This window comes from Providencia rettgeri, assembly GCF_001874625.1.
In the GTDB taxonomy this organism is placed as follows: Bacteria; Pseudomonadota; Gammaproteobacteria; order Enterobacterales; family Enterobacteriaceae; genus Providencia; species Providencia huashanensis.
The window spans coordinates 2,685,899-2,708,989 of the sequence record NZ_CP017671.1; the positions used below are offsets into that span (position 1 = coordinate 2,685,899).

Annotated in this window: 23 protein-coding genes and 1 pseudogene; 13 read left to right on the forward strand and 11 right to left on the reverse strand. The window is 37.8% G+C overall.

Annotated features, from left to right (window positions below; genetic code table 11):
* Positions 1-68 precede the first annotated feature (68 nt).
* Both yegQ and yegS read left to right on the forward strand, forming a co-directional pair.
* On the forward strand, positions 69-1,454 hold the full coding sequence (yegQ, locus tag RB151_RS12375; protein WP_042843520.1) for a tRNA 5-hydroxyuridine modification protein YegQ: 1,386 nt from the start codon (positions 69-71) through the stop codon (positions 1,452-1,454).
* Between the two features lie 436 nt (positions 1,455-1,890).
* Complete coding sequence (yegS, locus tag RB151_RS12380) at positions 1,891-2,790, forward strand: lipid kinase YegS (protein ID WP_042843519.1); 900 nt, start codon at positions 1,891-1,893, stop codon at positions 2,788-2,790.
* A 35-nt stretch (positions 2,791-2,825) separates the two neighbouring features.
* On the opposite strand, the gene thiD is transcribed toward yegS, so the two are convergent.
* The 3 genes from thiD to RB151_RS12395 all read right to left on the reverse strand — a co-directional run bounded on the left by thiD (position 2,826) and on the right by RB151_RS12395 (position 6,236).
* Complete coding sequence (gene thiD, locus RB151_RS12385) at positions 2,826-3,623, reverse strand: bifunctional hydroxymethylpyrimidine kinase/phosphomethylpyrimidine kinase (RefSeq protein WP_071548152.1); 798 nt, start codon at positions 3,621-3,623, stop codon at positions 2,826-2,828.
* A 218-nt stretch (positions 3,624-3,841) separates the two neighbouring features.
* Positions 3,842-4,708 (reverse strand): YjjW family glycine radical enzyme activase, encoded by an 867-nt coding sequence (locus RB151_RS12390; RefSeq protein WP_071548153.1) that lies wholly within the window; start codon positions 4,706-4,708, stop codon positions 3,842-3,844.
* Complete coding sequence (locus tag RB151_RS12395; protein WP_094301208.1) at positions 4,680-6,236, reverse strand: YjjI family glycine radical enzyme; 1,557 nt, start codon at positions 6,234-6,236, stop codon at positions 4,680-4,682. The genes RB151_RS12390 and RB151_RS12395 overlap by 29 nt, the downstream gene beginning before the upstream one ends.
* Before the next feature lie 689 nt (positions 6,237-6,925).
* Here RB151_RS12395 and pagP point away from each other — a divergent pair.
* The gene (pagP, locus tag RB151_RS12400; RefSeq protein ID WP_042843516.1) at positions 6,926-7,501 is read left to right on the forward strand and encodes a lipid IV(A) palmitoyltransferase PagP; all 576 of its coding nucleotides are present in this window, start codon (positions 6,926-6,928) and stop codon (positions 7,499-7,501) included.
* 86 nt (positions 7,502-7,587) lie between these two features.
* Here pagP and RB151_RS12405 read toward each other — a convergent pair whose 3' ends face one another.
* Both RB151_RS12405 and mgrB read right to left on the reverse strand, forming a co-directional pair.
* The gene (locus RB151_RS12405) at positions 7,588-8,970 is read right to left on the reverse strand and encodes an amino acid permease (protein ID WP_042843515.1); all 1,383 of its coding nucleotides are present in this window, start codon (positions 8,968-8,970) and stop codon (positions 7,588-7,590) included.
* Positions 8,971-9,200: 230 nt separating this feature from the next.
* Positions 9,201-9,332, reverse strand: a complete 132-nt coding sequence (gene mgrB / locus RB151_RS23215) for a PhoP/PhoQ regulator MgrB (protein WP_370661207.1) — start codon at positions 9,330-9,332, stop codon at positions 9,201-9,203.
* A gap of 348 nt (positions 9,333-9,680) precedes the next feature.
* Between mgrB and RB151_RS12415 the strand changes: the two genes are divergently transcribed.
* Positions 9,681-10,064 (forward strand): helix-turn-helix domain-containing protein, encoded by a 384-nt coding sequence (locus RB151_RS12415; protein ID WP_042843512.1) that lies wholly within the window; start codon positions 9,681-9,683, stop codon positions 10,062-10,064.
* 235 nt (positions 10,065-10,299) lie between these two features.
* Positions 10,300-11,099: pseudogene (gene yidA, locus RB151_RS12420) on the forward strand (sugar-phosphatase).
* A gap of 63 nt (positions 11,100-11,162) precedes the next feature.
* On the opposite strand, the gene yddG reads toward yidA, so the two are convergent.
* Both yddG and RB151_RS12430 read right to left on the reverse strand, forming a co-directional pair.
* Complete coding sequence (gene yddG, locus RB151_RS12425) at positions 11,163-12,056, reverse strand: aromatic amino acid DMT transporter YddG (RefSeq protein WP_042843509.1); 894 nt, start codon at positions 12,054-12,056, stop codon at positions 11,163-11,165.
* Between the two features lie 183 nt (positions 12,057-12,239).
* Positions 12,240-13,700 (reverse strand): alanine/glycine:cation symporter family protein, encoded by a 1,461-nt coding sequence (locus RB151_RS12430; protein WP_071548154.1) that lies wholly within the window; start codon positions 13,698-13,700, stop codon positions 12,240-12,242.
* 584 nt (positions 13,701-14,284) lie between these two features.
* Between RB151_RS12430 and RB151_RS12435 the strand changes: the two genes are divergently transcribed.
* Entirely contained in the window at positions 14,285-14,533 is a 249-nt protein-coding gene (locus RB151_RS12435; RefSeq protein ID WP_042843506.1) for a DinI-like family protein, read from the forward strand.
* 387 nt (positions 14,534-14,920) lie between these two features.
* The gene (locus RB151_RS12440; RefSeq protein WP_042843505.1) at positions 14,921-15,292 is read left to right on the forward strand and encodes a hypothetical protein; all 372 of its coding nucleotides are present in this window, start codon (positions 14,921-14,923) and stop codon (positions 15,290-15,292) included.
* Positions 15,293-15,342: 50 nt separating this feature from the next.
* On the opposite strand, the gene RB151_RS12445 is transcribed toward RB151_RS12440, so the two are convergent.
* Positions 15,343-15,720, reverse strand: coding sequence for a hypothetical protein (locus tag RB151_RS12445; RefSeq protein WP_042843504.1), 378 nt, complete (start codon positions 15,718-15,720; stop codon positions 15,343-15,345).
* Between the two features lie 293 nt (positions 15,721-16,013).
* Between RB151_RS12445 and RB151_RS12450 the strand changes: the two genes are divergently transcribed.
* From RB151_RS12450 to RB151_RS12460, 3 genes are all read left to right on the forward strand, one after another.
* Positions 16,014-16,238: a HEAT repeat domain-containing protein gene (locus tag RB151_RS12450; protein ID WP_071548852.1), complete on the forward strand. Its 225-nt coding sequence runs from the start codon at positions 16,014-16,016 to the stop codon at positions 16,236-16,238.
* Between the two features lie 196 nt (positions 16,239-16,434).
* Positions 16,435-16,779: a hypothetical protein gene (locus RB151_RS12455; protein ID WP_042843503.1), complete on the forward strand. Its 345-nt coding sequence runs from the start codon at positions 16,435-16,437 to the stop codon at positions 16,777-16,779.
* A 306-nt stretch (positions 16,780-17,085) separates the two neighbouring features.
* Positions 17,086-18,237: a pyridoxal phosphate-dependent aminotransferase gene (locus RB151_RS12460; protein ID WP_048607374.1), complete on the forward strand. Its 1,152-nt coding sequence runs from the start codon at positions 17,086-17,088 to the stop codon at positions 18,235-18,237.
* 48 nt (positions 18,238-18,285) lie between these two features.
* On the opposite strand, the gene RB151_RS12465 is transcribed toward RB151_RS12460, so the two are convergent.
* Positions 18,286-18,630 (reverse strand): DMT family protein, encoded by a 345-nt coding sequence (locus RB151_RS12465; protein WP_042843501.1) that lies wholly within the window; start codon positions 18,628-18,630, stop codon positions 18,286-18,288.
* A gap of 126 nt (positions 18,631-18,756) precedes the next feature.
* On the opposite strand from RB151_RS12465, the gene RB151_RS12470 reads away from it, so the two are divergent.
* Both RB151_RS12470 and RB151_RS12475 read left to right on the forward strand, forming a co-directional pair.
* Positions 18,757-19,248: a hypothetical protein gene (locus tag RB151_RS12470; protein ID WP_042843500.1), complete on the forward strand. Its 492-nt coding sequence runs from the start codon at positions 18,757-18,759 to the stop codon at positions 19,246-19,248.
* A gap of 87 nt (positions 19,249-19,335) precedes the next feature.
* Complete coding sequence (locus RB151_RS12475; RefSeq protein ID WP_071548155.1) at positions 19,336-20,118, forward strand: class I SAM-dependent methyltransferase; 783 nt, start codon at positions 19,336-19,338, stop codon at positions 20,116-20,118.
* Between the two features lie 44 nt (positions 20,119-20,162).
* Here the strand turns inward: RB151_RS12475 and RB151_RS12480 are convergent, their stop codons facing one another.
* Together RB151_RS12480 and RB151_RS12485 are read right to left on the reverse strand one after the other, a co-directional pair.
* A complete protein-coding gene (locus RB151_RS12480) occupies positions 20,163-20,561 on the reverse strand; it encodes a hypothetical protein (protein WP_042843498.1) in 399 nt (132 codons plus the stop codon).
* Positions 20,562-20,724: 163 nt separating this feature from the next.
* On the reverse strand, positions 20,725-21,063 hold the full coding sequence (locus RB151_RS12485) for a GlpM family protein (protein WP_042843497.1): 339 nt from the start codon (positions 21,061-21,063) through the stop codon (positions 20,725-20,727).
* A gap of 366 nt (positions 21,064-21,429) precedes the next feature.
* On the opposite strand from RB151_RS12485, the gene RB151_RS12490 reads away from it, so the two are divergent.
* Complete coding sequence (locus tag RB151_RS12490) at positions 21,430-23,082, forward strand: methyl-accepting chemotaxis protein (RefSeq protein WP_042843496.1); 1,653 nt, start codon at positions 21,430-21,432, stop codon at positions 23,080-23,082.
* Positions 23,083-23,091 lie beyond the last annotated feature (9 nt).

Genomic DNA, 23,091 nt, shown 5'->3' on the forward strand with positions numbered 1-23,091 from the left:
ATCGCCATCCCTTAAAAACACTATCTCTCCCGAGTTAGTGCTGACTTGACATCAGATAGAGAATAACCATGTTTACACCAGAGCTTTTATCCCCTGCCGGTTCATTGAAGAACATGCGCTATGCCTTTGCTTATGGCGCAGATGCAGTATATGCAGGACAACCTCGTTATAGCTTACGCGTACGTAACAACGAGTTTAATCACGAAAACTTAGCCAAAGGTATCCAAGAAGCTCATGACCTTGGTAAGAAGTTTTATGTGGTCGTTAATATCGCCCCACATAATGCTAAATTAAAAACCTTTATTCGTGATTTAACCCCAGTCATTGAAATGGGCCCCGATGCGTTAATTATGTCAGACCCGGGTCTTATCATGATGGTACGCGAAGCCTTCCCTGCAATGGATATTCATTTATCCGTACAGGCCAATGCGGTTAACTGGGCATCGGTGAAATTTTGGCAACAAATGGGCTTAACACGCGTTATTTTATCCCGTGAATTATCACTCGAAGAAATTGCAGAAATCCGCCAGCAAGTCCCTGAAATCGAGCTTGAGGTTTTTGTCCACGGTGCATTATGCATGGCTTATTCTGGTCGTTGTTTGTTGTCTGGTTATATTAATAAGCGTGACCCAAATCAAGGCACATGCACTAATGCTTGCCGCTGGGAATATAAAGTTCAAGAAGGCAAAGAAGACGATGTCGGTAACATTGTTCATATCCATGAGCCGATCCCTGTCCAGAATGTCGCACCAACGCTGGGTGCTGGCGCACCAACCGATAAAGTCTTCATGATTGAAGAAGCTAAGCGCCCTGGGGAGTACATGACTGCCTTTGAGGATGAGCATGGTACTTATATCATGAACTCTAAAGACTTACGGGCGATTGAGCATGTTGAAAACCTCACTAAAATGGGTGTTCACTCGCTTAAAATTGAAGGTAGGACTAAGTCATTCTATTATTGTGCTCGAACAGCACAAGTTTATCGCCGTGCGATTGATGATGCTGTTGCCGGTAAACCTTTTGACCCGACTTTGCTCTCCACTTTAGAAGGGTTAGCACATCGCGGTTACACCGAAGGGTTCTTACGTCGCCATACTCATGACGCCTATCAAACCTACGAATATGGCTATTCCGTCTCCGACACCCAACAGTTTGTGGGTGAATTTACCGGTAAACGTGTTAATGGGTTAGCAGAAGTCGACGTTAAAAATAAATTTAGTGTCGGTGATAGCCTAGAAATAATGACACCTGCTGGCAATATTGTCTTTACCTTAGAAGCACTAACAAACCGCAAAGGTGACGCCGTTGAAGTCGCTCCGGGTAATGGTCATATTGTTTATCTACCAATTCCTGAAGATATCGACGTCAATTTTGGTTTATTGATCCGCAACCTTGCTGGTGCGACAACGCGAGACCCACATCAAACTCAGTCAGAAAACCACCTTGCGGGTTAGTTAGATAAAGATAGGTTTACTAAAGTATCCTATAATATACAAGCTAAGAATTTGAAGGTTATTTATTCAAATTCTTAGCTTTTTTGCTAATAATACCGTTGTTCATTTCACTTTACATGCTCTTCTCATTTGATAATCATTCTCGTCATTGACATTTTCATTAAAAAGTGCACCTAATATCCAATTTTATGCAACAGATCACATCAATTGGCTATTCAATATCGTATAGTCACTCTCGAAAACGAAGAACTAGAAAGTCATAAAATAAGACTAGGAACCACCTCCTTGGCTGGCTCAATCTCCCTTGAGCTAGCCATTTCTTTTTTGTTATTTTTTCTCTTTCTCCTATAATGCTCTTGCTTTCTCTTTTTCTGTAACAAAATAAGCAAAACTCTTTTATACTTATTTTAAATATTAGCCGCATGGATAAATATTTATGAGTAAATATCAATCAGCTATGCTTATTCTTAATGGTAAACAATCTAATAACCCCGAATTACGCAAAGCAATTGCTCACCTACGCGAAGAAGGCCATCAAATACAAGTGCGTATTCCGTGGGAAAAAACTGACACTCGCCAGTTTATCGCCCAAGGGATAGAAAACGGTGTTGACACCATTATCGCGGCTGGAGGTGATGGCACCATTAATGCGGTTGCAAGCACGTTGATGCAATTCCCCTCAGAGACACGCCCTACTTTGGGTATACTCCCCATGGGGACTGCAAATGACTTTGCCACCAGCGCAAATATTCCTTTAGATGTTGAGGCCGCATTAGCACTTGCGATAAAAGGCAGGTCGGTCGCCATTGATATCATACGGGTTAATGAAAAGTATTATTTTCTTAACATGGCAACAGGCGGTTTTGGTACGCGGATCACCACAGAAACTCCCGAAGCGCTAAAATCTGCATTAGGCGGTGCGGCTTATGTCATTAATGGCCTATTTCGCCCTGACACTCTAAAAACGGATATTTGCCATATTGAAGGCAACAACTTTAGCTGGGAAGGCGAAACTTTAGTTATCGCTATTGGTAATGGCAAACAAGCTGGTGGAGGGCAACAACTTACCCCTCAAGCATTAATTAACGATGGTGCCCTTAATTTATTGATTATCCCTGCCAGAGACGTGATCCCCGCATTTTTCACCAATTTATTTTCAACCGATAAGAATGAGCATCTTATTGAAAAGAAACTATCATGGATTAAAATTTCCTCTCCCCATGACATGATACTAAACTTAGACGGTGAACCCCTTTCAGGGGATACATTTACGTTTAAAGTACAAGCTGGTGCAATACAATGCCGATTACCGCCGCAATGTAACTTATTAGCTTAATACAATGAATTAGCCCTTGAAGAAGGGCTTAGCAATCACCACCATGCATGGAAATGGTGTACAGGGCCGATCCCTGTTCCAACTTCCAAACTATCCGCTTTTTCTAACGCGGCCTGCAAATAGGCCTTTGCTTCTGTGACAGTCGTCTGCCAATCTGCATAACGAGGTCGTAATGCAGCTAATGCGGCGGACAATGTACACCCAGTACCATGGGTATTTTTCGTGTTAACACGAACAGAAGTAAACCGCCACTCACCTTCTGGGGTAATCAACCAGTCAGGGCTTTCTGCATCGCTTAAATGCCCGCCTTTCATTAATACCGCTTGGCAACCTTTTTGAAGTAACTTATAACCTTGAGCTAGCATTTGGCTTTCATTTTGCGCTATTTTTTCATCGAGCAATACAGCCGCTTCTGGCAAATTTGGTGTGATGAGTGAAACTAACGGAATTAACTGTTGCCTCAGTGAGTCAACCGCATCAGGTAGCAGTAATGGATCGCCACTTTTGGCTACCATTACAGTATCCAAAACAACATATGGAATATTATACTGTTTCAGAGCCTCAGCCACTACGGTGATGTTACGTTGATTAAACAACATACCAATCTTAGCGCTATCGATCCGGACATCACTAAGTACAGACTCTAACTGCGCTGCAACAAACTCAGCAGGCAAATCCTGTACTGATTGGACGCCTTTCGTATTCTGAGCCACTAATGCCGTCATCACACTGGTACCGTAGGCCTCTAATGCTGAGAAGGTTTTTAAATCGGCTTGAATACCTGCCCCACCAGATGGGTCTGTCCCAGCGATGGTTAATGCGTTGATCCTCATGAGTGCCCTCCTTTTTATGTGAAAGCGTATGAATGCAACAATCACATTCACGCTAGAAATCTATTAGCCGTTATCAGTTACTGGAAATGTGCTTAAAACCAGACAATAAATTGCCATGATTGTCTCATATCATTTAACAAACACCAGCAATTAGTGTGTGAAATTGAATGACTTAGATTTTAAAAAGGTATATCTCACATAAAAAGGATTAATTCATCTTATAAATATACGTTAGGTAAATAAATATTCCTAACACCACGGCGCTGAAGTTGCTGGGCAAAATCGTCTACTTGCACTTTGGTTGCTGACGGCCAATTAGCCGCTTCATTTTTTACACCATGTTGCTGAAATGCATTAATTTTTACCCGTGTATCCGTAGGAAGCCTAGTTAAAAAATTCGCTAATTCATCAATATGATGTAAATAATCTGTTTGCTGCGGAATAAATAATAGGCGCAATTCATACAATTTATTCGCTTCAGCCAGCAATTGAATACTTTGAAATACCCGTTGGTTATCTCTACCCGTTAACCGCAATGCACATTCATCACTCCATGCTTTCAGGTCTATCATTACACCATCCGTATATTCGATAACTTTGCGCCAGCCTGTAGAAGCAAGATGCCCATTACTGTCAATAAAGCAGGTTAAATGATTCAGTTCAGGTGAGTTTTTAATGGTTTTAAACAAATCAATAATAAAAGGCAACTGAGTGGTCGCCTCCCCGCCACTGACCGTGACCCCATTGAGGAAGGCAACATTTCTCGATAGGCTATTTATAGCACTATGAACACTAAGAACCGTGGTCATTGGGCTCGCGTTTTTACTGCAAGTCTGCAAACACGTATCGCAAAGCTGGCAAGCTACGTTATCCCAAACGACTTGACCATCAATGAGTGATAAAGCACCGTGGGGGCAAGTTACAACGCAGTCCCCACAGTGATCACAAATAGCCATGGTATAGGGGTTATGGCAGTTTAAGCACCGTAAATTACACCCTTGCAAAAATATGACTTGCCGATTACCGGGGCCATCCACGCAAGAAAAAGGAATAACCTTATTCAGTATAGCGCATCGATTGCTCATGGCTAATCACTCGTTGCTGACGGGCGGTAATATTACAATTCTTAGTCGCTTCTTCCCCTAACCACGTTGTATTACTTCTAGAGCCTTCCGTTTTATACTTTTCAATATCAGATAAACGCACCATGTACCCGGTGACACGGACTAAATCATTACTTGCTACGTTTGCGGTAAATTCACGCATTCCGCAGCTAAATGCCCCTTTGCATAGTTGTAATAGTGCTTGTGGATTTTGTTTGATAGTTTCATCGATAGTCAAAATATCGCTGATGCCAGATAAATAGTATTTGTGATGAGGTGCCACCGTTTGGATATGTGAAACTGGGTCTGGCTCTTCCCCATATGGAATACGCGCCCCAGGTGTGGTTCCAGTATCAGAGCTAATCCCTGATTGCGCATGCAGCATTGCTCGGTTTTTATAACCATATTTTACGGGGGTCGTTTCAACGAAATCCGCCAGTTGCTCACTAATTTGATAAGCTAGCGGTAATGCAGGGGAATCTGGTGCGTAATGCCCTTGAATACCGTCTTTTTCCATCAAAATATTAACGGCTTCTGCTAATCCATAAATCCCAAACATCGGGGTAAAACGCTGCGGCTCAATTAACCCTTCATGCACAAGAAAACTGGTTTGGAAGAAATTAGATCCTTCAAATAAAAATGCACTACGCGTTTCGATTAACTCCATTTGCAATTCACAGTACTTTTTCAACTGGACAGTTAAAAAATCTGCCGCATTTTGGCTACGTAATGCAACTTCCCGTAAATTTAGCCGTACTAAAGTGCTACCACCACCTGCTATCGGTAGTGAGTTATAACAACTGACAATACCATAACCTAGGCCATCAAATGCCGCACTATGAATAATATCATTCGCAATATGTGGCTTACTACATTCACAAATATTTTCAATTACTTGAAGGAAAAGTGGTTCAGGGGTGCGCTGCGGGTGGTACACAAATGTTAAGTTCGGTGCAACTTGTTTTAACTCTGCGTCAATACGTAGAATCAAACGACAAATTAGGTTGTCATCTGGGCCAATATTCGCATGCATAAACGCATCCGGCAAAGTCCGGTCTAGCTGTATCCAAAATCGTTTTAATTTTGGATACAGCTGTTCCTCAGTAAGCTCGCCAACATAAGGCATCAATAGTTGGTCTAAATACCCAAGAAATACAGGAAAATTTGTTACCGACGGGACGTGATGATACACAATCATCAAGTGGTTTAATGCATCATCAAAATCCGCAGCAGGAGGAAGCTCTAAATAATCGGAACCTTGCTTAAGGTACTTAGCGTAATCAGGTAATACATAGCGAGGTTTATACGGCGCATTCCCTTCATACATATCGCAAATCACACCATTTTCTAATGCATCAGCTAAGGCTTGGCTGGTTGCTAGGTAAGGAATATGGCTATCCGCTTCTATCGCTAAAAAATTCGATTTTTGTTTAGGTGATAATATTTTATCTGTCGTAATCGCCAAACATTTGGCTTGATATTCAGTAAGTTGTTTCTGGCGCTTCATCATAGTGATGGTCCTCATTATTTAAGGCACTGATGGTTTTCCCTGCTACGTTCCAGAAATGATTACCACTAAAATGGTTAAAAATTACTATTTTATGAGACTCATCATCTGAAAAATCAAAGGAAAATCAGCCCTATCATCATTCACCTATTTGGCAGTTTGTATTTCCTATTTATAACTTCCATTTCATCCCATTGCGCCTACTGATTATTTGACATTCATCATGCTTTTTTGATTTGTTTACATCGTTTTTTCTATAAATGTCTACGCCATCTACATTATTAGCTGTATTCACTTATTTTCTTGAGATTACAAGTTGTTACTCACTCGCATTACGGGTGTCTCCTGCATTTTTATCCCGTTTTCTACCACTTCTATCACTTGATACTTCGTCAATAGAATATCTATACTTAGTATTGATGCTTTTTTTAGGAAAATTGGACTCTTGGAATGGTTGTTTTATAAGCTAGAATTATACTTCATGTTAAATACCTATGGTTTTGGACCTTCAAAATTAAACCGTTTTGATATGGCTATTGAGTTATTCCCCTTAACAAGGCAATAAATACTATGATATTGCGTATATCTTAATTAAAATAATTAGGCTCAAAATTACTATAATAATGCTAGTTTTATGATTATTAGCGAGCTAATTGTCATTATTATATTTGCGATACAAAACTGGATTTACAATGAGAGTTTATAAAAATATACAATTTATGGTAAGCGCATCATTCGTTATAGGCGCTGCAATCAGCATACCATCGCCCGCGATTGCCGACGGTCAATCAACAAACTTATGGAACAAGTTTACCAACAACGTGAGTAACACATGGGACTCCGATAAATATGAACTCTATGTTCCTGCCGTCACGTGGCATAACCGTGCAATGTATGACAAAAAGAAAACAGACGAATACAACGAAAGGCCTTGGGGGTTTGGTCTGGGTAAGTATCGTTATGATGAGGATAATGATTGGCATGCTCTCTACGCAATGGCATTCAAAGATTCACATAATGACTGGGAACCGATTGCTGGATATGCATTTCAAAAAATGTGGGTTCCTGGAGACATAGATGGTTTTCGCATGGGGGCTGGTTTTACCTTGAGTGTCACGGCGCGTCGGGACATGTTTTATATTCCCATCCCAGCGCCACTTCCCTTAGTGTCAGTGGAATATGACAAGCTCTCACTGCAAGCTACTTATATCCCAGGGACCTATAATAACGGGAACGTCTTATTTGCTTGGTTACGTTGGCAATGGTAATTAACCCTTTTTAGTGACCTGATGAGATACCATAAAAAATGGCCGGAGATTTTTATCTGCCGGCCATTTATATATAAATCAATTAACTAAGCTTGCTCTGTTTGTTGTTTTTTAGCAAGCCCCTGCTTTTTAGCCCCAGAGAATTGGTAACCGACCCATAGAACGGCTATCCACAACGGAATAATTAATACCGAAATACGTAAGCCATCCATCGTCAAAATAATCCCTAGAATCAATAGCAAAAAGGCTAGGCACAGGTAATTACCAAATGGATACCAAATACTTTTGAACTTCGTTTCAATGCCCTGTTTATTCATTGCAGCTCTAAACTTCAAGTTTGACACACAAATCATAATCCAATTAAGAACCAATGTGGTTACCACCAGAGACATCAATAATTCGAAAGCCTTACCTTCCATCAGAAAGTTAATTAAGATCCCACCTGAAGTTGCAATACCAGAAACAAGTAGAGCCATAACAGGGACACCACCCTTATTCACTTTTGAAAGGAATTTTGGCGCATTGTTTTGCTGCGCTAAGCCATACAACATACGGCTAGTCGCATATGCTCCACTGTTATACACGGAGAGTGCAGCTATTAAAATAACGACATTCAACGAGTTTGCGACCAGTAAATCACCTAACTCGTGGAAAATTAACACAAATGGGCTAGTCTTTCCGTCAAGGTCAACCCAAGGGTATAACGCTAACAACACCGCTAATGACCCAATATAGAAAATCAATATACGGTAAACCACTTGATTGATCGCTTTGGGTATACTTTTATCTGGGTTTTCTGCTTCAGCAGCCGTAATACCCACCAATTCCAAGCCACCAAACGAAAACATGATAATCGCAAGAGCCATAATTAGCCCATTAAAGCCATTCGCGAAGAAACCACCGTACTCCCACAAGTTACTGACTTTCGCCTGTGGCCCACCATGACCGCTTAATAATAAATAACAACCAAAGATGATCATGGCAATAACAGCAATAACTTTAATTAACGCAAACCAGAACTCTGTTTCACCATAAGAACGCACATTCACTAAATTGATGGCATTTACTGCGATAAAAAATACCGCGGCTGACACCCAAATAGGTAATTCAGGCCACCAATGTTGCATATATTTCCCTGCGGCAGTCAGTTCAGTCATCCCAACGAGGATAAACATCACCCAATAATTCCACCCAGACAGAAAGCCTGCAAAACCGCCCCAATATTTAAATGCGAAATGACTAAATGAACCTGCCACAGGCTCCTGAACTATCATTTCGCCCAACTGACGCATAATGAGAAAAGCAATAAACCCACATAATGCATAACCAAGTAAAACAGATGGCCCTGCCATTTGAATTGTTGTTGCAATCCCGAGGAATAACCCTGTACCAACAGCGCCCCCCAAAGCAATCAACTGGATATGCCTATTTTTTAATCCCCGCTTTAGCGTCTGTTGCTGTTGCGCCATAACTTTACCCTTTCGTCCTATTACTTGCTTTTTATCGTCCAAAATTATGATAATCGTACAAGTTTATTTGAATTTTCTTATTAACACTACATTCTTCTGGCTCTGTTTCACATTAATACAGCCCATCTGGAGGTGTTATTAGTTGTTTTTATTTTTCATCGTATTACATAACGATACTGGCAGAAAATTATCCCGACTCAATATCAAGTATTGTGCATTAAAAAGCAAATTCAAAATGGTAACAAGTCAGTTACACCGCAAATACCAAAAATAAAGTTTTCTCCCCCTTGATCGCAAAGGCTGTCCATCGCTAAAAGATAGAGAAAAAGGCAACTTAAGATGACGATAATAGCAATAAATATTTTACGACCAAACACCTAACATTCCTTCAAATATCAATGATGATTTTATTTTTCAAATGATTACAATGGTAAGGCGCGGTCGCTTTATCATTGACTGTGCTAATTACATTAGCTGCAATACATTCGCAGAATGAATACTACTCTAATTTGCGGTCACAAATTTGAGGAAAATAAGCAATTAACCTGTTTTTACAAAAATCTTGCTCATTTTAAGTACTATTGCCCGTTAACATATTCTGATTGTGCTTTTTTTGCCCAAAAAATGAGAAATACCGCACAAGCAGCCTTTGTCATGGTGAAATGAAGTTGTGTATACTTCTGCTACCGTAAAACTAGAAATAATATAAGATGCCACAAGATAACCACTTAGCTCTTGTTTATGCTTTGAGTAAATGGATAGAAGAACACTTAGGACGCGTGATCCACTTAGAAGAACTCGCGGCTTACTCTGGCTATTCACTTTGGCATATGCAAAAAATTTTCAAAGAAGTCACCGGGATTTCACTAGGTAAATACATACGCCAACGCCGCCTTGCTGGTGCGGTTAACTTACTGCGTAACAGCAACCAATCAATCTTCGATATCGCTTTGGATTTCGGTTTTGGTTCACAATCCCATTTTACGTACATGTTCCGTAAAGAGTATGGCATTACGCCGTTTGATTTCAGGCAAAATGAACAAATTCAGCTTGATGTCAAACAACCGTTGCACTTAACTGGTGATTATGAGTGAGTATGTTTTTATCGCATTAATTAAAAGCTTATTACTATTTTTAGTTTTAATGCCATAAAACATTGTCATTTCAATCGGTTTTCTGAACAGTCACATTATCTTGTGTTCTGTTCGCCAGTATCTTCTTGCGGTCTTATACTCTTGATCACACCTGTTACATCGAGTTAGGTAATTTACATTCTAAATAATTGGAGTAAGGTACTGGGAGAAAAGTACTAATTTTAGGAGGCATTGGATGTCAATCAAACTGGTCGCCATTGATTTAGATGGCACGTTACTTAATTCCCAGCACCAAATATCTCCCGCAGTAAAAGACGCTATCAAGCAAGCACAACAAAAGGGTGTTCATATTGTCTTAGCATCAGGCCGCCCTTTCTCTGGCATATTCCCATACTTAAAAGAATTAGGTTTAAATAGCTCTGACAATTATTGTATAAGTAATAATGGTAGTGTTATCCATCAAGCCACCTCATTGAAAACCTGCTAGATTTTGATGACTTCCAATATTTTGAAGAGCTGGCTAGAAATATCGGCGTTCACATGCATGCCCTCGCAGATAACTGTATGTTTACCACAAACCGTCATATTAGCCATTACACTGTTGCCGATGCTTATTTAACCAACACACCGCTGATATATAGCCCTGTTAATGAGATGGATAACTCGCTCGCTTTTACCAAGTTTATGATCATCGACCACCCAGAAAAACTGGAAGTCGGCATTAGCTATATCCCTGAGAATGTGTTTGATAGTTATTCATTAATCCGAACCAGCCCTTACTTTCTTGAAATATCGACAAAAACCTCAAGTAAAGGTGCCGCCTTACAATGTATTTGCGAAAAATTAGGAATCACACCCGACAAAGTGATGAGTATTGGCGATCAAAATAATGATATCGAAATGCTACAATATGCAAGTGTTTCAGTTGCGATGGCTAATGCTTTAGAGCCTATCCAGAAAATGGCAAAATTTGTCACAAATACAAATGATGAAGACGGTGTTGCTATCGCCATTAATAAGTTTATTAATGTCTAACTAGCTTAGAATTCATTCGCTTTACCAGCGCTCGCACGTCGCAAGCGCTGCGGGCTACTGCTCCTATACGCGCTTTTGTCGGGTCGCCCAAAAACAGACAATCGAACCAACTGTGACCATAAAAACACCCTGCCAAAAACTGAATGTCAATGCAGTACTCAATAATACTGAAGCGAAAGCTGTTGAAATAACAGGAGTAAAGTAAGAAAGTGTTCCTAAAAATGCCACATTGCCTTTAATCACAGCCAGTGTCCACAAGGCATTAGCTCCCCCTGTTGCAATAGCGGCAACGACTAAAAGCGAAATACTTTGGCTAGTAATAATAAATGGTGTTGGTGAGCTAAAAAAATAAAGCACCCATAAGCCGATTGAGGTCAAAATGAAAAATAGCACCATGCCATTATTGCCCCCCGAAATGCGCTTAGTCACATTACTATAAAAAGACCAAATAATCGCCCCGCTAAAGGCTAAAAAGTAACAAAGGGGGTTACTTTGAATATTTGCAAGAACAGCATTAATTGAAAGCGGTTGGTCCCCTGAAATAACCCAAACAAGCCCCATACAGGCTAAAATTAGCCCAATCGCTAATAATAGAGTGAAACGTTGCCGATTAAAAAAAACTGCGAGAGCAATTGTTAAACTTGGCCATAAATAATTCACCATACCCAGCTCAATCGCTTGTTGTCGACTGTTTGCTAACCCCAACGCTAAAACAAAACAAAGCTCATAGCATACAAATAGTATCGTTCCCCAAAATAAGTAGCGTTTAGGGTACTGCTTTATTTTTGGTACCCCCATTACAAGAACTAACACTATTGAGCCAATCGTATAAACGAGTGCAACACCACCAACAGGACCAAAGTTTTCACTTACACTGCGGATCAGCCCAACCATCGTACTCCATAATAAGATAGAAATGACCCCGTAAAACGTTGCAGCATACTGATTTAACTTCATAATATTCCCAGCTATTTAGTTCTAAAAATGTTTTATACCAAAAATGGTGGCGCTTAATATTTTAAAAAACCTTATAGCTCAAAGAATTATAATGCAAGATCTTTTACTGGTATTACTTTCTAATCGTACATAAAAAAATTCTTAGGTTTCTCACCTAAGAATTTCATAATGAAGCTTTAACCACTAACGCGAAGATTCTTTTTCAACCCATTTATCAACCTGTTCTTTTTCCCAAATTCCTTCTTCAAATTGTTTTTTCAACTCAGGGTGCTGATTAATGTCAAAAGTGGGTATTTTCCCCGCCGCTAATTGCTGCTTATAATCTTTTGCTAATTTAAATGCGATACCCGATAACAAAAGAATAGCGATCAAATTTGTGATTGCCATCAGCCCCATTGACAAATCGGCTAATTTCCAAATAAATGGCATTTCTGCAAGAGCACCAAACATCACCATCCCCAATGCCGCCAAACGGAAAATAAACAAACCAGCCGTATGGTTATTCTCTAGAAAAATCATGTTACTTTCTGCATAAGCATAATTTGCAATTATCGAAGTAAAGGCGAAAAAGAAGATAGCAATCGCGATAAATGTGCTTCCCCAACTCCCGACTGCTGAAGATAGCGCTAACTGTGTCAATTCGATACCATTAATTTTTTCGACACCACCATCGAGAACCCCTGAAGAAAGGATAATAATCGCAGTCGCGCTGCAAATCACTATCGTATCCATGAAAACACCGAGCATCTGTACATAGCCCTGCGAAGCAGGATGAGGGGGATAAGGTGACGCCGATGCAGCTGCATTTGGTGCTGACCCCATCCCTGCCTCATTCGAAAATAACCCACGTTGAATACCTTGAGTCATAGCCTGAGCAACACCATACCCAATCGCCCCACCAGCCGCCTCTTGTAGACCAAATGCATTTCTAATAATCAACATAAATACTTCAGGTAACCGCTCTATGTGGTGCCCCACAACCCAAAATGCCAATAATAAATAAGCTGTAGCCATAACAGGAACAACTAATTCAGCGACCTTAGCAATAGATTTTAACCCACCAAAAATAATAACGCCGCTTAATAAAACTAAACCAATTCCGACATAAACAGGATTAAAATCGAAAGCAACAGCCGTTGCTTGTGCAATAGAATTGGCTTGGACTGCATTAAAAACTAAACCAAATGCAATAATGAGGAAAATTGAAAACAATACCCCCATCCAACGCTGATTTAGCCCTTTTTGCATGTAATAAGAAGGCCCCCCACGGTAATTACCTTGGTCATCTTTAGTTTTATATAGTTGAGCTAAAGTACATTCAACAAATGAAGTTGCCATCCCCAGCAATGCGACAACCCACATCCAAAAAATAGCACCTGGTCCACCAGCGGTTAGCGCGATTGCTACTCCAGTTAAATTGCCCGTTCCGACTCTGGCTGCTAGGCTGGTACACAATGCTTGAAATGATGAAATACCTGCACTATCCATCTGTTTACTATTTTTTAACACCCCAAACATATGCCTAAAATGCCTAATTTGGATAAAACCTGAGCGAATAGTAAAGTACAACCCTGCTCCCAACAGTAAATAAATGAGTAAATAACCCCAAATAAAATTAGTTAATGTGTTTATATGTTCTATCAAATCGCTCTCCTTTTTATTAAATTAACTAATGAAGAATTAGCTGCTAATTAGCACGCATCTACTCTTTATAATTATTAAAGAATAGAAAACAAAAAATAAAATAAAATATTTCTTTTTGTTTTTTGAAATTATATTTTTTTATCTTTAATGTAAATTTTTTTTCGATTTATTATTCATTCATTTTCTATTAATGGAGATTCCGAACTCATTTCTTTAGAGAAAATAGCAACAAAATTCTTTTAAAACAGACAGATAAAATACCCCTCCTCTATTTGACTTACAGAAAATCAAACGTTTGATTTTTAGCTTTTTTTTTAATCGCATAACTAATGAGATTAATAACTCCCGCTAACTTATTAGCAAGAAATGAATTTAAATACAATAACAGCTAACACGATTACTTATAATTAAACGAGTCGGTTAAGCTATATTTATTTTTAATCTAAAATCAAAATTTAATAAATCATATCAACCAACCAATGAACAACCAGACCAATTCGTATCATCTAAATAAGATAGTTGATTATACTTTGCGTTAACAATAAACTGATTGAAATTTCGCTTTTTAGACAAGAGGTTAACATATGGAAATTACGATAAAGCTGTCTGATGACTCTACATCTCAACTCTCAGAAAAATCATACCAAGCTTTTACAGATGAGCTAAAAGCCCGGGTTTTGGAAGTATATCCTGGTAGTTATTTGCTGATCACCCACGACAGTGGGCCAACAACTTTCCAAACTAATGGATTTCACGATGATAATAAAGTCCATATAGTGCTGCATGAACTTGTTGAAGATGTCTTAAAGCATGGGCACTGGTTACAGCAATAATTGATCAATAAGCCTTTTATTACATAGCCAGCTGTAACCTTAACAAAAGTGTTCAGCTGGTTAATTTTTTGATTTCAATTTGTGTAGCCTCAACTCACCCCTACCCTTATCGCAGTTTAAAGTCTGATCAAGGTCATACTTCTCCTTAACTTTTTTAAAATTATGGTAAATCGCTTTATTTTTTATCGTTATATGCTAAAGTATATAACGTAATTTTCATTTACATTGCTTTTGCTGATTATAGCGGCCAGTATTTATACTGGCTCTTTTTTATGAAATCATGCTATAAAGTTATCAATACCCCCCGTTTTAGGTCTAATCTGCTATAGTATTTCGCTGATACTGTATAGAGTTACTATTCATCGTGTGCAAAATAGAGGTATGATTATGAAGCGTTTATTACTGGCTTTTTGCCTGACTCCAGTCCTTGCTATGGCAGAAAATGCCCCTTTAAATATAAGCGAATTAGCCAATGATTATTGCGAAATCACCGGTCAAACGCTAAGTGAAGCATACAGCACTAACAAAACCAATAGTGAATTAACCCAAGCAACTATTGCTAAATTGAAAAGTGAGAATGTAGATCTGAAGCAATTAGAAACTCTTGAATCCGATCTTCGTCAAAACCTAGCCACTGCCATTGATGCTATACGCAGTAACAAATCTAATTTTGCTAACGAAGCAGATTTTCAAAAATCACTGAACGATTCAATCTCAGCTTGTAAACTACAAACTGAGCTATTATTAAATAAGTCTTAATTACTAGGCTAAAGTCAAAGAGCTCAAATTTCACTTTGAGCTCTTTTTTGTTAATCTGTTTCTTTTTTAGAACACAATCTTTCTATTGAAAGTTGTAATTCCTGCGTTTCACTTATAATCAACTGTTCATGTTCAGAAAAACGCCCATCCTTGATGATAACATTTGCGACAAACGGCAAAGGGTTTTCTTGTGAAGGTAAATGATATTTCCCACACACACGGTAGTTTTCTCCCTCTTTAAACTCACCTTTTTGCATTATTTCAACATCATTAAACTCAATATTGCTTGCATTACCCAGCTTCGCTTCAACCAAACGTTGCGCCTCATTCTTAACATCAGAATCCCCGATACTGGTATAAGAATGGTAGCCAAACACACCAAGTGCTAACAACAGAACAATCAACAATTTTGTTTTTATACGTTTCAACGTACTACCCTTCTTCATTTATGACATTTGAGAATATTATAAATGCATCATATCAATTTTTGTGAACAATTTGAGCCTTTGATATTCACTGCCCTCAATACCGTTAAAAGTATGATAAAACCTTAAAGATAATGACAAAAACTCCTCACTTTTCAGATACACCAAAATTAATCGACAGAACTAATATTTTTCATATTAATATTTTTATATTTAGTATTGATAAAAAAAACATTTTATATTTTTCTTCTCAGTTTTATACTGGTTACCCCTACTTATTATTTTCTAAGTCATTTATGAAAGAAAAAATTGTAAAAAATCTAGTTGATTTAACCTACGGTAACAACAATGATGTTAAAATAGCAGCAATTACTGCATTAGGTGATTATAAATGTTCAATTGAACAACAAGATGCAATCGATAGGTTATTAGTTTTATGTGATGATTATAATAAAGATATTGCTGTCGCCTCTATTATATCACTCAGCAAGCTAGCAAAATTTTTCTATAAAAAACAATAGAATAAAAAACCAAAAATTACCCGATGAAAATATTAACTTTAACTTAATTGTTTTAACAATATATTTTCATTGTGAATAAATAATGGAAAAATATTGTCACAATAGTGATTTATTCATTTAGATAAGTAAATCCGATTGAACTAATTAAATATATTGACAGAATGATAATTAATAAATATTTCAAAGGAGATAAGCCATGAATATATTAAAACCATTAATTATCAGTGCAAGTTTAATCGCTGTTAGTTTTTCTACATTTGCGTACCCTGGGGATGGCTACGGAAATGGTTCTTGGCACCGTGGTGGGTATCAAAATCAACAGCAATATAATAATAGACCATGTGATAACTTTCGCCAATTTAACAATACCGGTCGCTATCAAGGAATGATGCAATATTCAACTGCTATCCAAACAACTCAGCCAGATGAAGCACTGAAAAAAATTGCAGTTGATGCCCCTAAAGGAGAAAACGGGAAACAATATATGGTCAAAGTCGCCGTTATTGAAATCACACCCAATACACCAGTCCAAGGCCAATAATGTTTTATATCAAGCCACCCCTTGATATAACTCGACTAGAAATATTTGCGGTGGTTCACACCGCATTTTTATCACTACGAGGGCCAATTCGTAACTACATAATTAATTATATTTGCATTACCAACATGAGCCCCTAAAAGCCAGCCATAATGCTATACACTTAAGTGCGTTATCAATATAGATAAAACCTGATCATTCCCTCAATTGCTAGGTGAATAAAAAATCAAAAAAAGCAAATAATTATTTACTTTAATACGATTTTAAGTAACCTAACAGATTCAAAAATAATAATTTCAGGGAATAATCATGGATCGTCGTTCATTTCTTAAATCAACTTCATTGATTGCAGGTAGCATTGCAATTAATGCTTTTTCAAATCAATCTATTGCACAAACAAATAGCCCTGTTTTGCCTGACGAACAACATCCACTATTGCTTAATTTTAATGAAAATTCGTTAGGCATGTCAGTAAAAGCTAGAGAGGCAGTTATTAACGCACTACCGGGTGCATTTCGTTATCCAGATGCCGCACGTGCTGAACTCTTAACTAATATTGCAGAACTTTACCGTTTATCTGACAAGCACATCAGTATTGGTAACGGCTCATCAGAAATTATCCAAGCTGCTGTCGCAATGTTAGCAAACCGAGCCAACCAACGTGGAATAAAAATTCAACTAGTGACGCCGGACCCAACCTTTAATTATGCAGAACTTTACTCTCTTTCACTGGGTGTGAAAGTTACGAAAATCCCGCTAACCGCAGAGCTTGCTTTTGACTTAGCGAAAATGGAGCAAGCCACAAAAGATTTTGAAGGGTTATCTATAGTTTATATTTGCAATCCCAATAACCCTACTGCGATGATTACACCTCACAATCAACTCGAAAAGTGGATGAATAGTCAGTCTGATAATTTATTTTTTATTGTCGATGAAGCTTATGCAGAATATGTTGAAGACCCTAATTTTACTAGCGCGATAGAATTAGTAAAAAAAGGTCAAAATAATTTAATTGTCACTCGTACATTTTCAAAAATATTCGCCTTAGCAGGCTTAAGAATTGGTTATGGTGTCGCTTCCCCAGCGACCATTGCTGCTGTTGATGAGTTTTTATCCATCGATAATACCAATACGGCAGGGGCTGTTGCTGCTATAGCGTCGTTAAAAGATAAACCATTTATCGCACATAGTCTTAAATCTAATAACACATCTCGCATTATAGTAGAAAAAGCGTTCAATGAATTAGGTTTGGAATATGCGCCTTCACAAGCCAATTTCATTTTTCATAAGGTTAACGGTGATGTGAAAACTTATCAACAACGTATGGCTGATGCTCATGTGATGGTTGGCCGCGAATTTCCTCCAATTATTGGGTGGAACAGGCTCACTCTAGGAACGCCAGAAGAAATGCTGCAATTTGTTGTTATATTAAAGCAATTTCATAAGAAAGGATGGGTTTAAATACTAAGCACCTATCGGATTCATGGGGCCTTTCGATTACTTTATTAATTAAAATGGCCCCTTAAAAATAAAAAAAGCTCCTGCAAAAATAAGAATAAAACCAATCACATGGTTAACCGTAAAACTTTCTCCCAAATACAATACTGAGAATAGAACGAAAACACAGAGCGTTATTACCTCTTGCATCGTTTTCAATTCAGCCGCAGTATAATATTGATGCCCTAGCCGATTGGCTGGTACAGCGAAACAATATTCTACCAATGCAATTAACCAACTAAAAAAAATGACTATATACAACGGCTTCGTTGTAAATTTCAAATGACCATACCAAGCAAACATCATAAATACATTTGAAATTACAAGTAAAAATACGGGGTAAAGTTTAGTTAGCATTCTATTTTAATAAGCCAAAAATTTGAGGCCGCTATTATGAGTTGAATAACATCACATTACAATCTTATCCCACCCAAAGCGTTTATTCCATCTGCCCAAACCTATTTTCCCCTGTTAGAGGTAATAATGAAGATTAAATATGAATTAATGACACAAGCAGATTGCCCTGAAGTTGCAATATTATTACAAGCTAATGCCGAATCTCAGCAAGGTGGTCTTTTAGGGGAGTACCCATTACCCAAAGTGGGTGCAATGTATGCCAATAGCTTATCAACATTTGTTGCACGTGACGCTGAAAAAATTATTGGCGTTGTATTTAGCTTTGCCAGCACATCTACCGCATTACCCCCTATCGCCCATTTAATTCTTGAACAAAACAGTGGGCTAATGAATGGCAATTGGTTCTATGGCCCTGTATGTATTGATATTAATTATAGAGGAAACAATATTCTCAAATCTCTTTACGACAACATATGTGCTTTCAATACCGGAAAACCTGTGGCTTTCATCAATGCGGCTAACCACAGGTCTCTTGCCGCACATTTAAAAATAGGTATGCATAACGTTGCCAGTTTTGACTTTCAGGGGACGCACTATTATCTCGTAATAGGAAATTAAATTGTACTAATTGGTACACTTTTTTGTTTCAGTTTTTCCGTCTATCTATTACACTAGAACAAATTATTGTATTTTGGAGTACACTTTATGATTGATATCATAACTACAAATCAACAAGCTTGGGATAAACAAGCAGAATTACAATTAGCTTGGTCAACTCCTGTTGACTCACAGACTATTAATGACGCTAAACAAGGGAAATGGAAAGTCCATCTTACACCTAGCCCCGTTGATGAAACTTGGTTAGGCAATATTAATGGTCAGAAGATCCTGTGTTTAGCCTCCGCAGGGGGGCAACAGGCCCCTGTATTAGCAGCTGCTGGGGCAGATGTCACTGTTTTCGATTTATCTCAAAAGCAACTTGAAAAAGACCAAAAAGTCGCCGAAAGAGATAACTTAACATTGAAAACAGTTCAAGGGGATATGCGCTCATTAGATATTTTTGCGAATGAAACATTTGATATAATATTCCATCCCATCTCTAATCTGTATATTCCGGACGTTACACCTGTTTGGCAGGAGTGTTATCGCATTTTAAAACCTAATGGCCGGTTATTATCCAGTTTCTTTAATCCAATAGTTTTTGTTGGAGAACGAAATAAACATTACGATGAACAAGGTATTATTAAACCATCCTATAAGATGCCATTTTCTGAGCTAGCCACCTTATCCTCCGAACAAATAGCACAAAAACAAGCTAACCAAGACGCTTTTGTCTTTGGTCACTCATTAACTGATTTAATTGGCGGGCAACTGAAAGTAGGTTTTCATATTGTGGGCTTTGAAGAAGACTGGCAACCCAACCCACGGTTTGTTATTGATAATTATTTGCCAACTTTTTTAGCCACTTTGGCCATCAAAACAAATTAGCTTTATAAGAACTCGTTAACTTACCGTTAACGAGCAATAGGATGCTAAGCTCTATGGCAGTATCTATCCCATACTGCCTCAAATTGTTCAGGGGGGATTATATCATCTGTTTTTTCTACGAAAGGAATGGATACCATCACCTTCCCAGCTCTATTTTTATGTAAGCGTATAATAAATCTTTTATACCCATGAGGTAGCTCATTCTCAAAGCCAAAAACCTCACCGCAGTAATAACCTGTTTCGTCCCCTTCATCACTTTTTGTTAATACATAGTACTGAACATTTTTATAATTTGCCGCTGATGGGTAAGCAAGAAAATCCTCGACAGAGCTTTTTACTCGACTTTCAGTATCTAATTCAGGATCTAATGCGAGTTCTGTCATAATACCCGCAATATACGCACAACCAGCGACTAATAGTAAAACTAAGGATCTTAATAACATTTTTATCTTAAAGCTCTATGGAGAACACTACATATCATTATAGTTTAGCCTTAATATTTTGCGACTCTTAAAATCATGGAATTCTTTTTTTCACATAATACACTAAATATAGGAACCTTATGTCAATATATTTAAATAACCTAGTGGCTATTTTTAATATAATTCACTGAGCAAGTTGCCATATATAAACTAATATTATCGCTGTAATTACCCATACAACCGTAGCAAGACTTAAGCTTGCCAAGGCCGTCATTTTAGTTGCAAACAAATACACGGTTAATAAGTACATTGCATAAGGGATGAGAGACCATAAGCCAAATAAAGCTGTTTTTTTTAGCGCTTCCGTTCCTTGTTCTTGTACCACAATAACATGAGCTATTAAGGCAAATGTAGGAAATAAAGGAACTAATCCAGCAATATAATAAATTTTACTACGAGATAATAACGCAATAATTAGCACCGCTAAAGCACCTAAAATGCATTTAAAAAATAATGACAACATAAGACACTCAAAAGTTAAATTAAGCTTAGAATGTGATTATCTTCGATTAAAAGAATGATAACTACATTCTAGCTACCAATAATGCACAAATTATTTGCCTTTTGTAACACCACTCCTCCCGCATGCGTAAAAACACTTATTTTTTATTCAATTTTATGAGCTAAGTCAAATTGTTGAATATAAAGTATCCGGAATTGGTGCCGATACATTCAATTAGTCCCTACGCCTGATGCTTTCGCGTGACTACATATAACTTTTTAGCTATCGGACTGCTTGAATATGCTCGAGGTTAACAACGTTATGTTTAGAAGTCGGAATTTGTATGTGTGCAAACATACTACTCGATGGTATGAAAGGAAATAATTAATGATGTCTGATACTTCAAAAATAACTAAATTTAGCTCAGCTAAATTTGCTTTATCCGGTTTTAAAACAACTACCCTTGTTTGGTTAATCTCAGGGCTTCTTATTGTTCTATTGCTTTCAACTTGCTGGTTTTTCTTTAGTTCTTTAAAGCAGTATCAAACCACATTAACTAAACTCGATACTATTTATAATGAACAAACAGAATTAAACAACACATGGCAATCGTTATTACAAGCTAGAAACACCTTAAACCGCGCCAGTTCTCGACATTTACTTATCATCAACAAGATGAAAACATCCAATACTGATATTGATAGTCTTATTGAGTTTTATCATAAAAAAATGGTAGAGACTGATAGTTACTGGAAAGCGTTTTCCTCATCTTCTCTCTATAAAAATAGTGAAGCTTATTCTGAATTAGAAAAGGCTTATAAAGAACTCTATGCCGCCTTAAATGAGCTCTCGGTCTTTTTAGTACAAGGTAAAACGTATGATTTTTTAAATCAGCCCACCCAAGGGTTCCAAGATACGTTCGAAAAAAACTACATTAATTACCATCAGCAATTAAATGCAAACTATCACGATATTGCTGTAGCGAGTGAACAGCTGTATAAACAAAGCATCATAGGGCTAATAGTCATCATGACGATAATTACCCTTGTAACCTTGTTTATCCGGTTTATTTTACAGTTTTTCTTTATTCGACCATTAAACCAAGTTATTGATGGTATTGAAAAAGTAAGTCAGGGTATTCTCTACCATAGTTTTGATAATCGGGGCTTATTTGAAATAAAACTATTAAAGCAGCATGTTTCTAACATGCAAAGTAAGCTAGTCGATATTGTAACAAATATTTATGACAACACTCACCACATCAAAGTTGAACTGAGTGATATTACTCAAATGAATCACGACCTTTCCATTCGTGCAGACCAACAAGCAGCTGCGATTGTGGAAACTGCGGCGAGTGTAGAAGAGCTGGACTCCTCATTTAAATTAAATACGGCTAATACCAACCAGTCATGCCAGCTCATGTCGGCGACGAGTGTCACAATTGAAAAAAGTAATGAACTGATTTCTGATGTCGTAGAAAATATGGATGATATCGTCGATTTCTCTAAAGAGATTAGCAAAATCACTTCCACCATCGATAATATTGCCTTTCAAACTAATTTATTAGCCTTGAATGCTGCAGTTGAAGCTGCTCGAGTAGGTGAACATGGTAAAGGGTTTGCTGTGGTTGCTAATGAAGTGCGTGAGTTATCCATTAGTTGCACTCAAGCTTCAAAAGAAATTAAGCTCTTGATTAATAACTCAAATGATAAAATTAATCATTGTTTCCAACTAGCTGCCGATGCAAATGACAATATCGTTTCGATTGCCCAAGATACATCGAACATTAATGAAATGATCCAAAGCGTTGCTCTCGCCTCCAACGAACAAACTCACGGTGTTAGCCAAATTCATTTAGCTATTAACGAGCTAGATAGTACAACACAAGCTAATGCTTCAATGACCCGTGAATTACAGTCATCATTAAAAGCCTTAGAATCTCAATCTGATTTACTGGAAGAAATTATTTCTATTTTCCATACTGAGCCTAAAGATGGGGAAGAATTAGAAACTAGTGATGTTAGTGAGGTAAAAGACTAATCTAAACTT

What these genes read in the sequence shown, in the direction of transcription:
- pagP (WP_042843516.1), top strand. Translation starts at nt 6,926, where the DNA reads ATGAGAGTTTATAAAAATATACAATTTATGGTAAGCGCATCATTCGTT.
- RB151_RS12435 (WP_042843506.1), top strand. Translation starts at nt 14,285, where the DNA reads ATGGAAATTACGATAAAGCTGTCTGATGACTCTACATCTCAACTCTCA.
- RB151_RS12440 (WP_042843505.1), top strand. Translation starts at nt 14,921, where the DNA reads ATGAAGCGTTTATTACTGGCTTTTTGCCTGACTCCAGTCCTTGCTATG.
- RB151_RS12415 (WP_042843512.1), top strand. Translation starts at nt 9,681, where the DNA reads ATGCCACAAGATAACCACTTAGCTCTTGTTTATGCTTTGAGTAAATGG.
- RB151_RS12470 (WP_042843500.1), top strand. Translation starts at nt 18,757, where the DNA reads ATGAAGATTAAATATGAATTAATGACACAAGCAGATTGCCCTGAAGTT.
- RB151_RS12480 (WP_042843498.1), bottom strand. Translation starts at nt 20,561, where the DNA reads ATGTTATTAAGATCCTTAGTTTTACTATTAGTCGCTGGTTGTGCGTAT.
- RB151_RS12395 (WP_094301208.1), bottom strand. Translation starts at nt 6,236, where the DNA reads ATGATGAAGCGCCAGAAACAACTTACTGAATATCAAGCCAAATGTTTG.
- RB151_RS12390 (WP_071548153.1), bottom strand. Translation starts at nt 4,708, where the DNA reads ATGAGCAATCGATGCGCTATACTGAATAAGGTTATTCCTTTTTCTTGC.
- RB151_RS12450 (WP_071548852.1), top strand. Translation starts at nt 16,014, where the DNA reads ATGAAAGAAAAAATTGTAAAAAATCTAGTTGATTTAACCTACGGTAAC.
- thiD (WP_071548152.1), bottom strand. Translation starts at nt 3,623, where the DNA reads ATGAGGATCAACGCATTAACCATCGCTGGGACAGACCCATCTGGTGGG.
- RB151_RS12485 (WP_042843497.1), bottom strand. Translation starts at nt 21,063, where the DNA reads ATGTTGTCATTATTTTTTAAATGCATTTTAGGTGCTTTAGCGGTGCTA.
- yegQ (WP_042843520.1), top strand. Translation starts at nt 69, where the DNA reads ATGTTTACACCAGAGCTTTTATCCCCTGCCGGTTCATTGAAGAACATG.
- RB151_RS12405 (WP_042843515.1), bottom strand. Translation starts at nt 8,970, where the DNA reads ATGGCGCAACAGCAACAGACGCTAAAGCGGGGATTAAAAAATAGGCAT.
- RB151_RS12465 (WP_042843501.1), bottom strand. Translation starts at nt 18,630, where the DNA reads ATGCTAACTAAACTTTACCCCGTATTTTTACTTGTAATTTCAAATGTA.
- RB151_RS12475 (WP_071548155.1), top strand. Translation starts at nt 19,336, where the DNA reads ATGATTGATATCATAACTACAAATCAACAAGCTTGGGATAAACAAGCA.
- yegS (WP_042843519.1), top strand. Translation starts at nt 1,891, where the DNA reads ATGAGTAAATATCAATCAGCTATGCTTATTCTTAATGGTAAACAATCT.
- RB151_RS12455 (WP_042843503.1), top strand. Translation starts at nt 16,435, where the DNA reads ATGAATATATTAAAACCATTAATTATCAGTGCAAGTTTAATCGCTGTT.
- yddG (WP_042843509.1), bottom strand. Translation starts at nt 12,056, where the DNA reads ATGAAGTTAAATCAGTATGCTGCAACGTTTTACGGGGTCATTTCTATC.
- RB151_RS12460 (WP_048607374.1), top strand. Translation starts at nt 17,086, where the DNA reads ATGGATCGTCGTTCATTTCTTAAATCAACTTCATTGATTGCAGGTAGC.
- RB151_RS12490 (WP_042843496.1), top strand. Translation starts at nt 21,430, where the DNA reads ATGATGTCTGATACTTCAAAAATAACTAAATTTAGCTCAGCTAAATTT.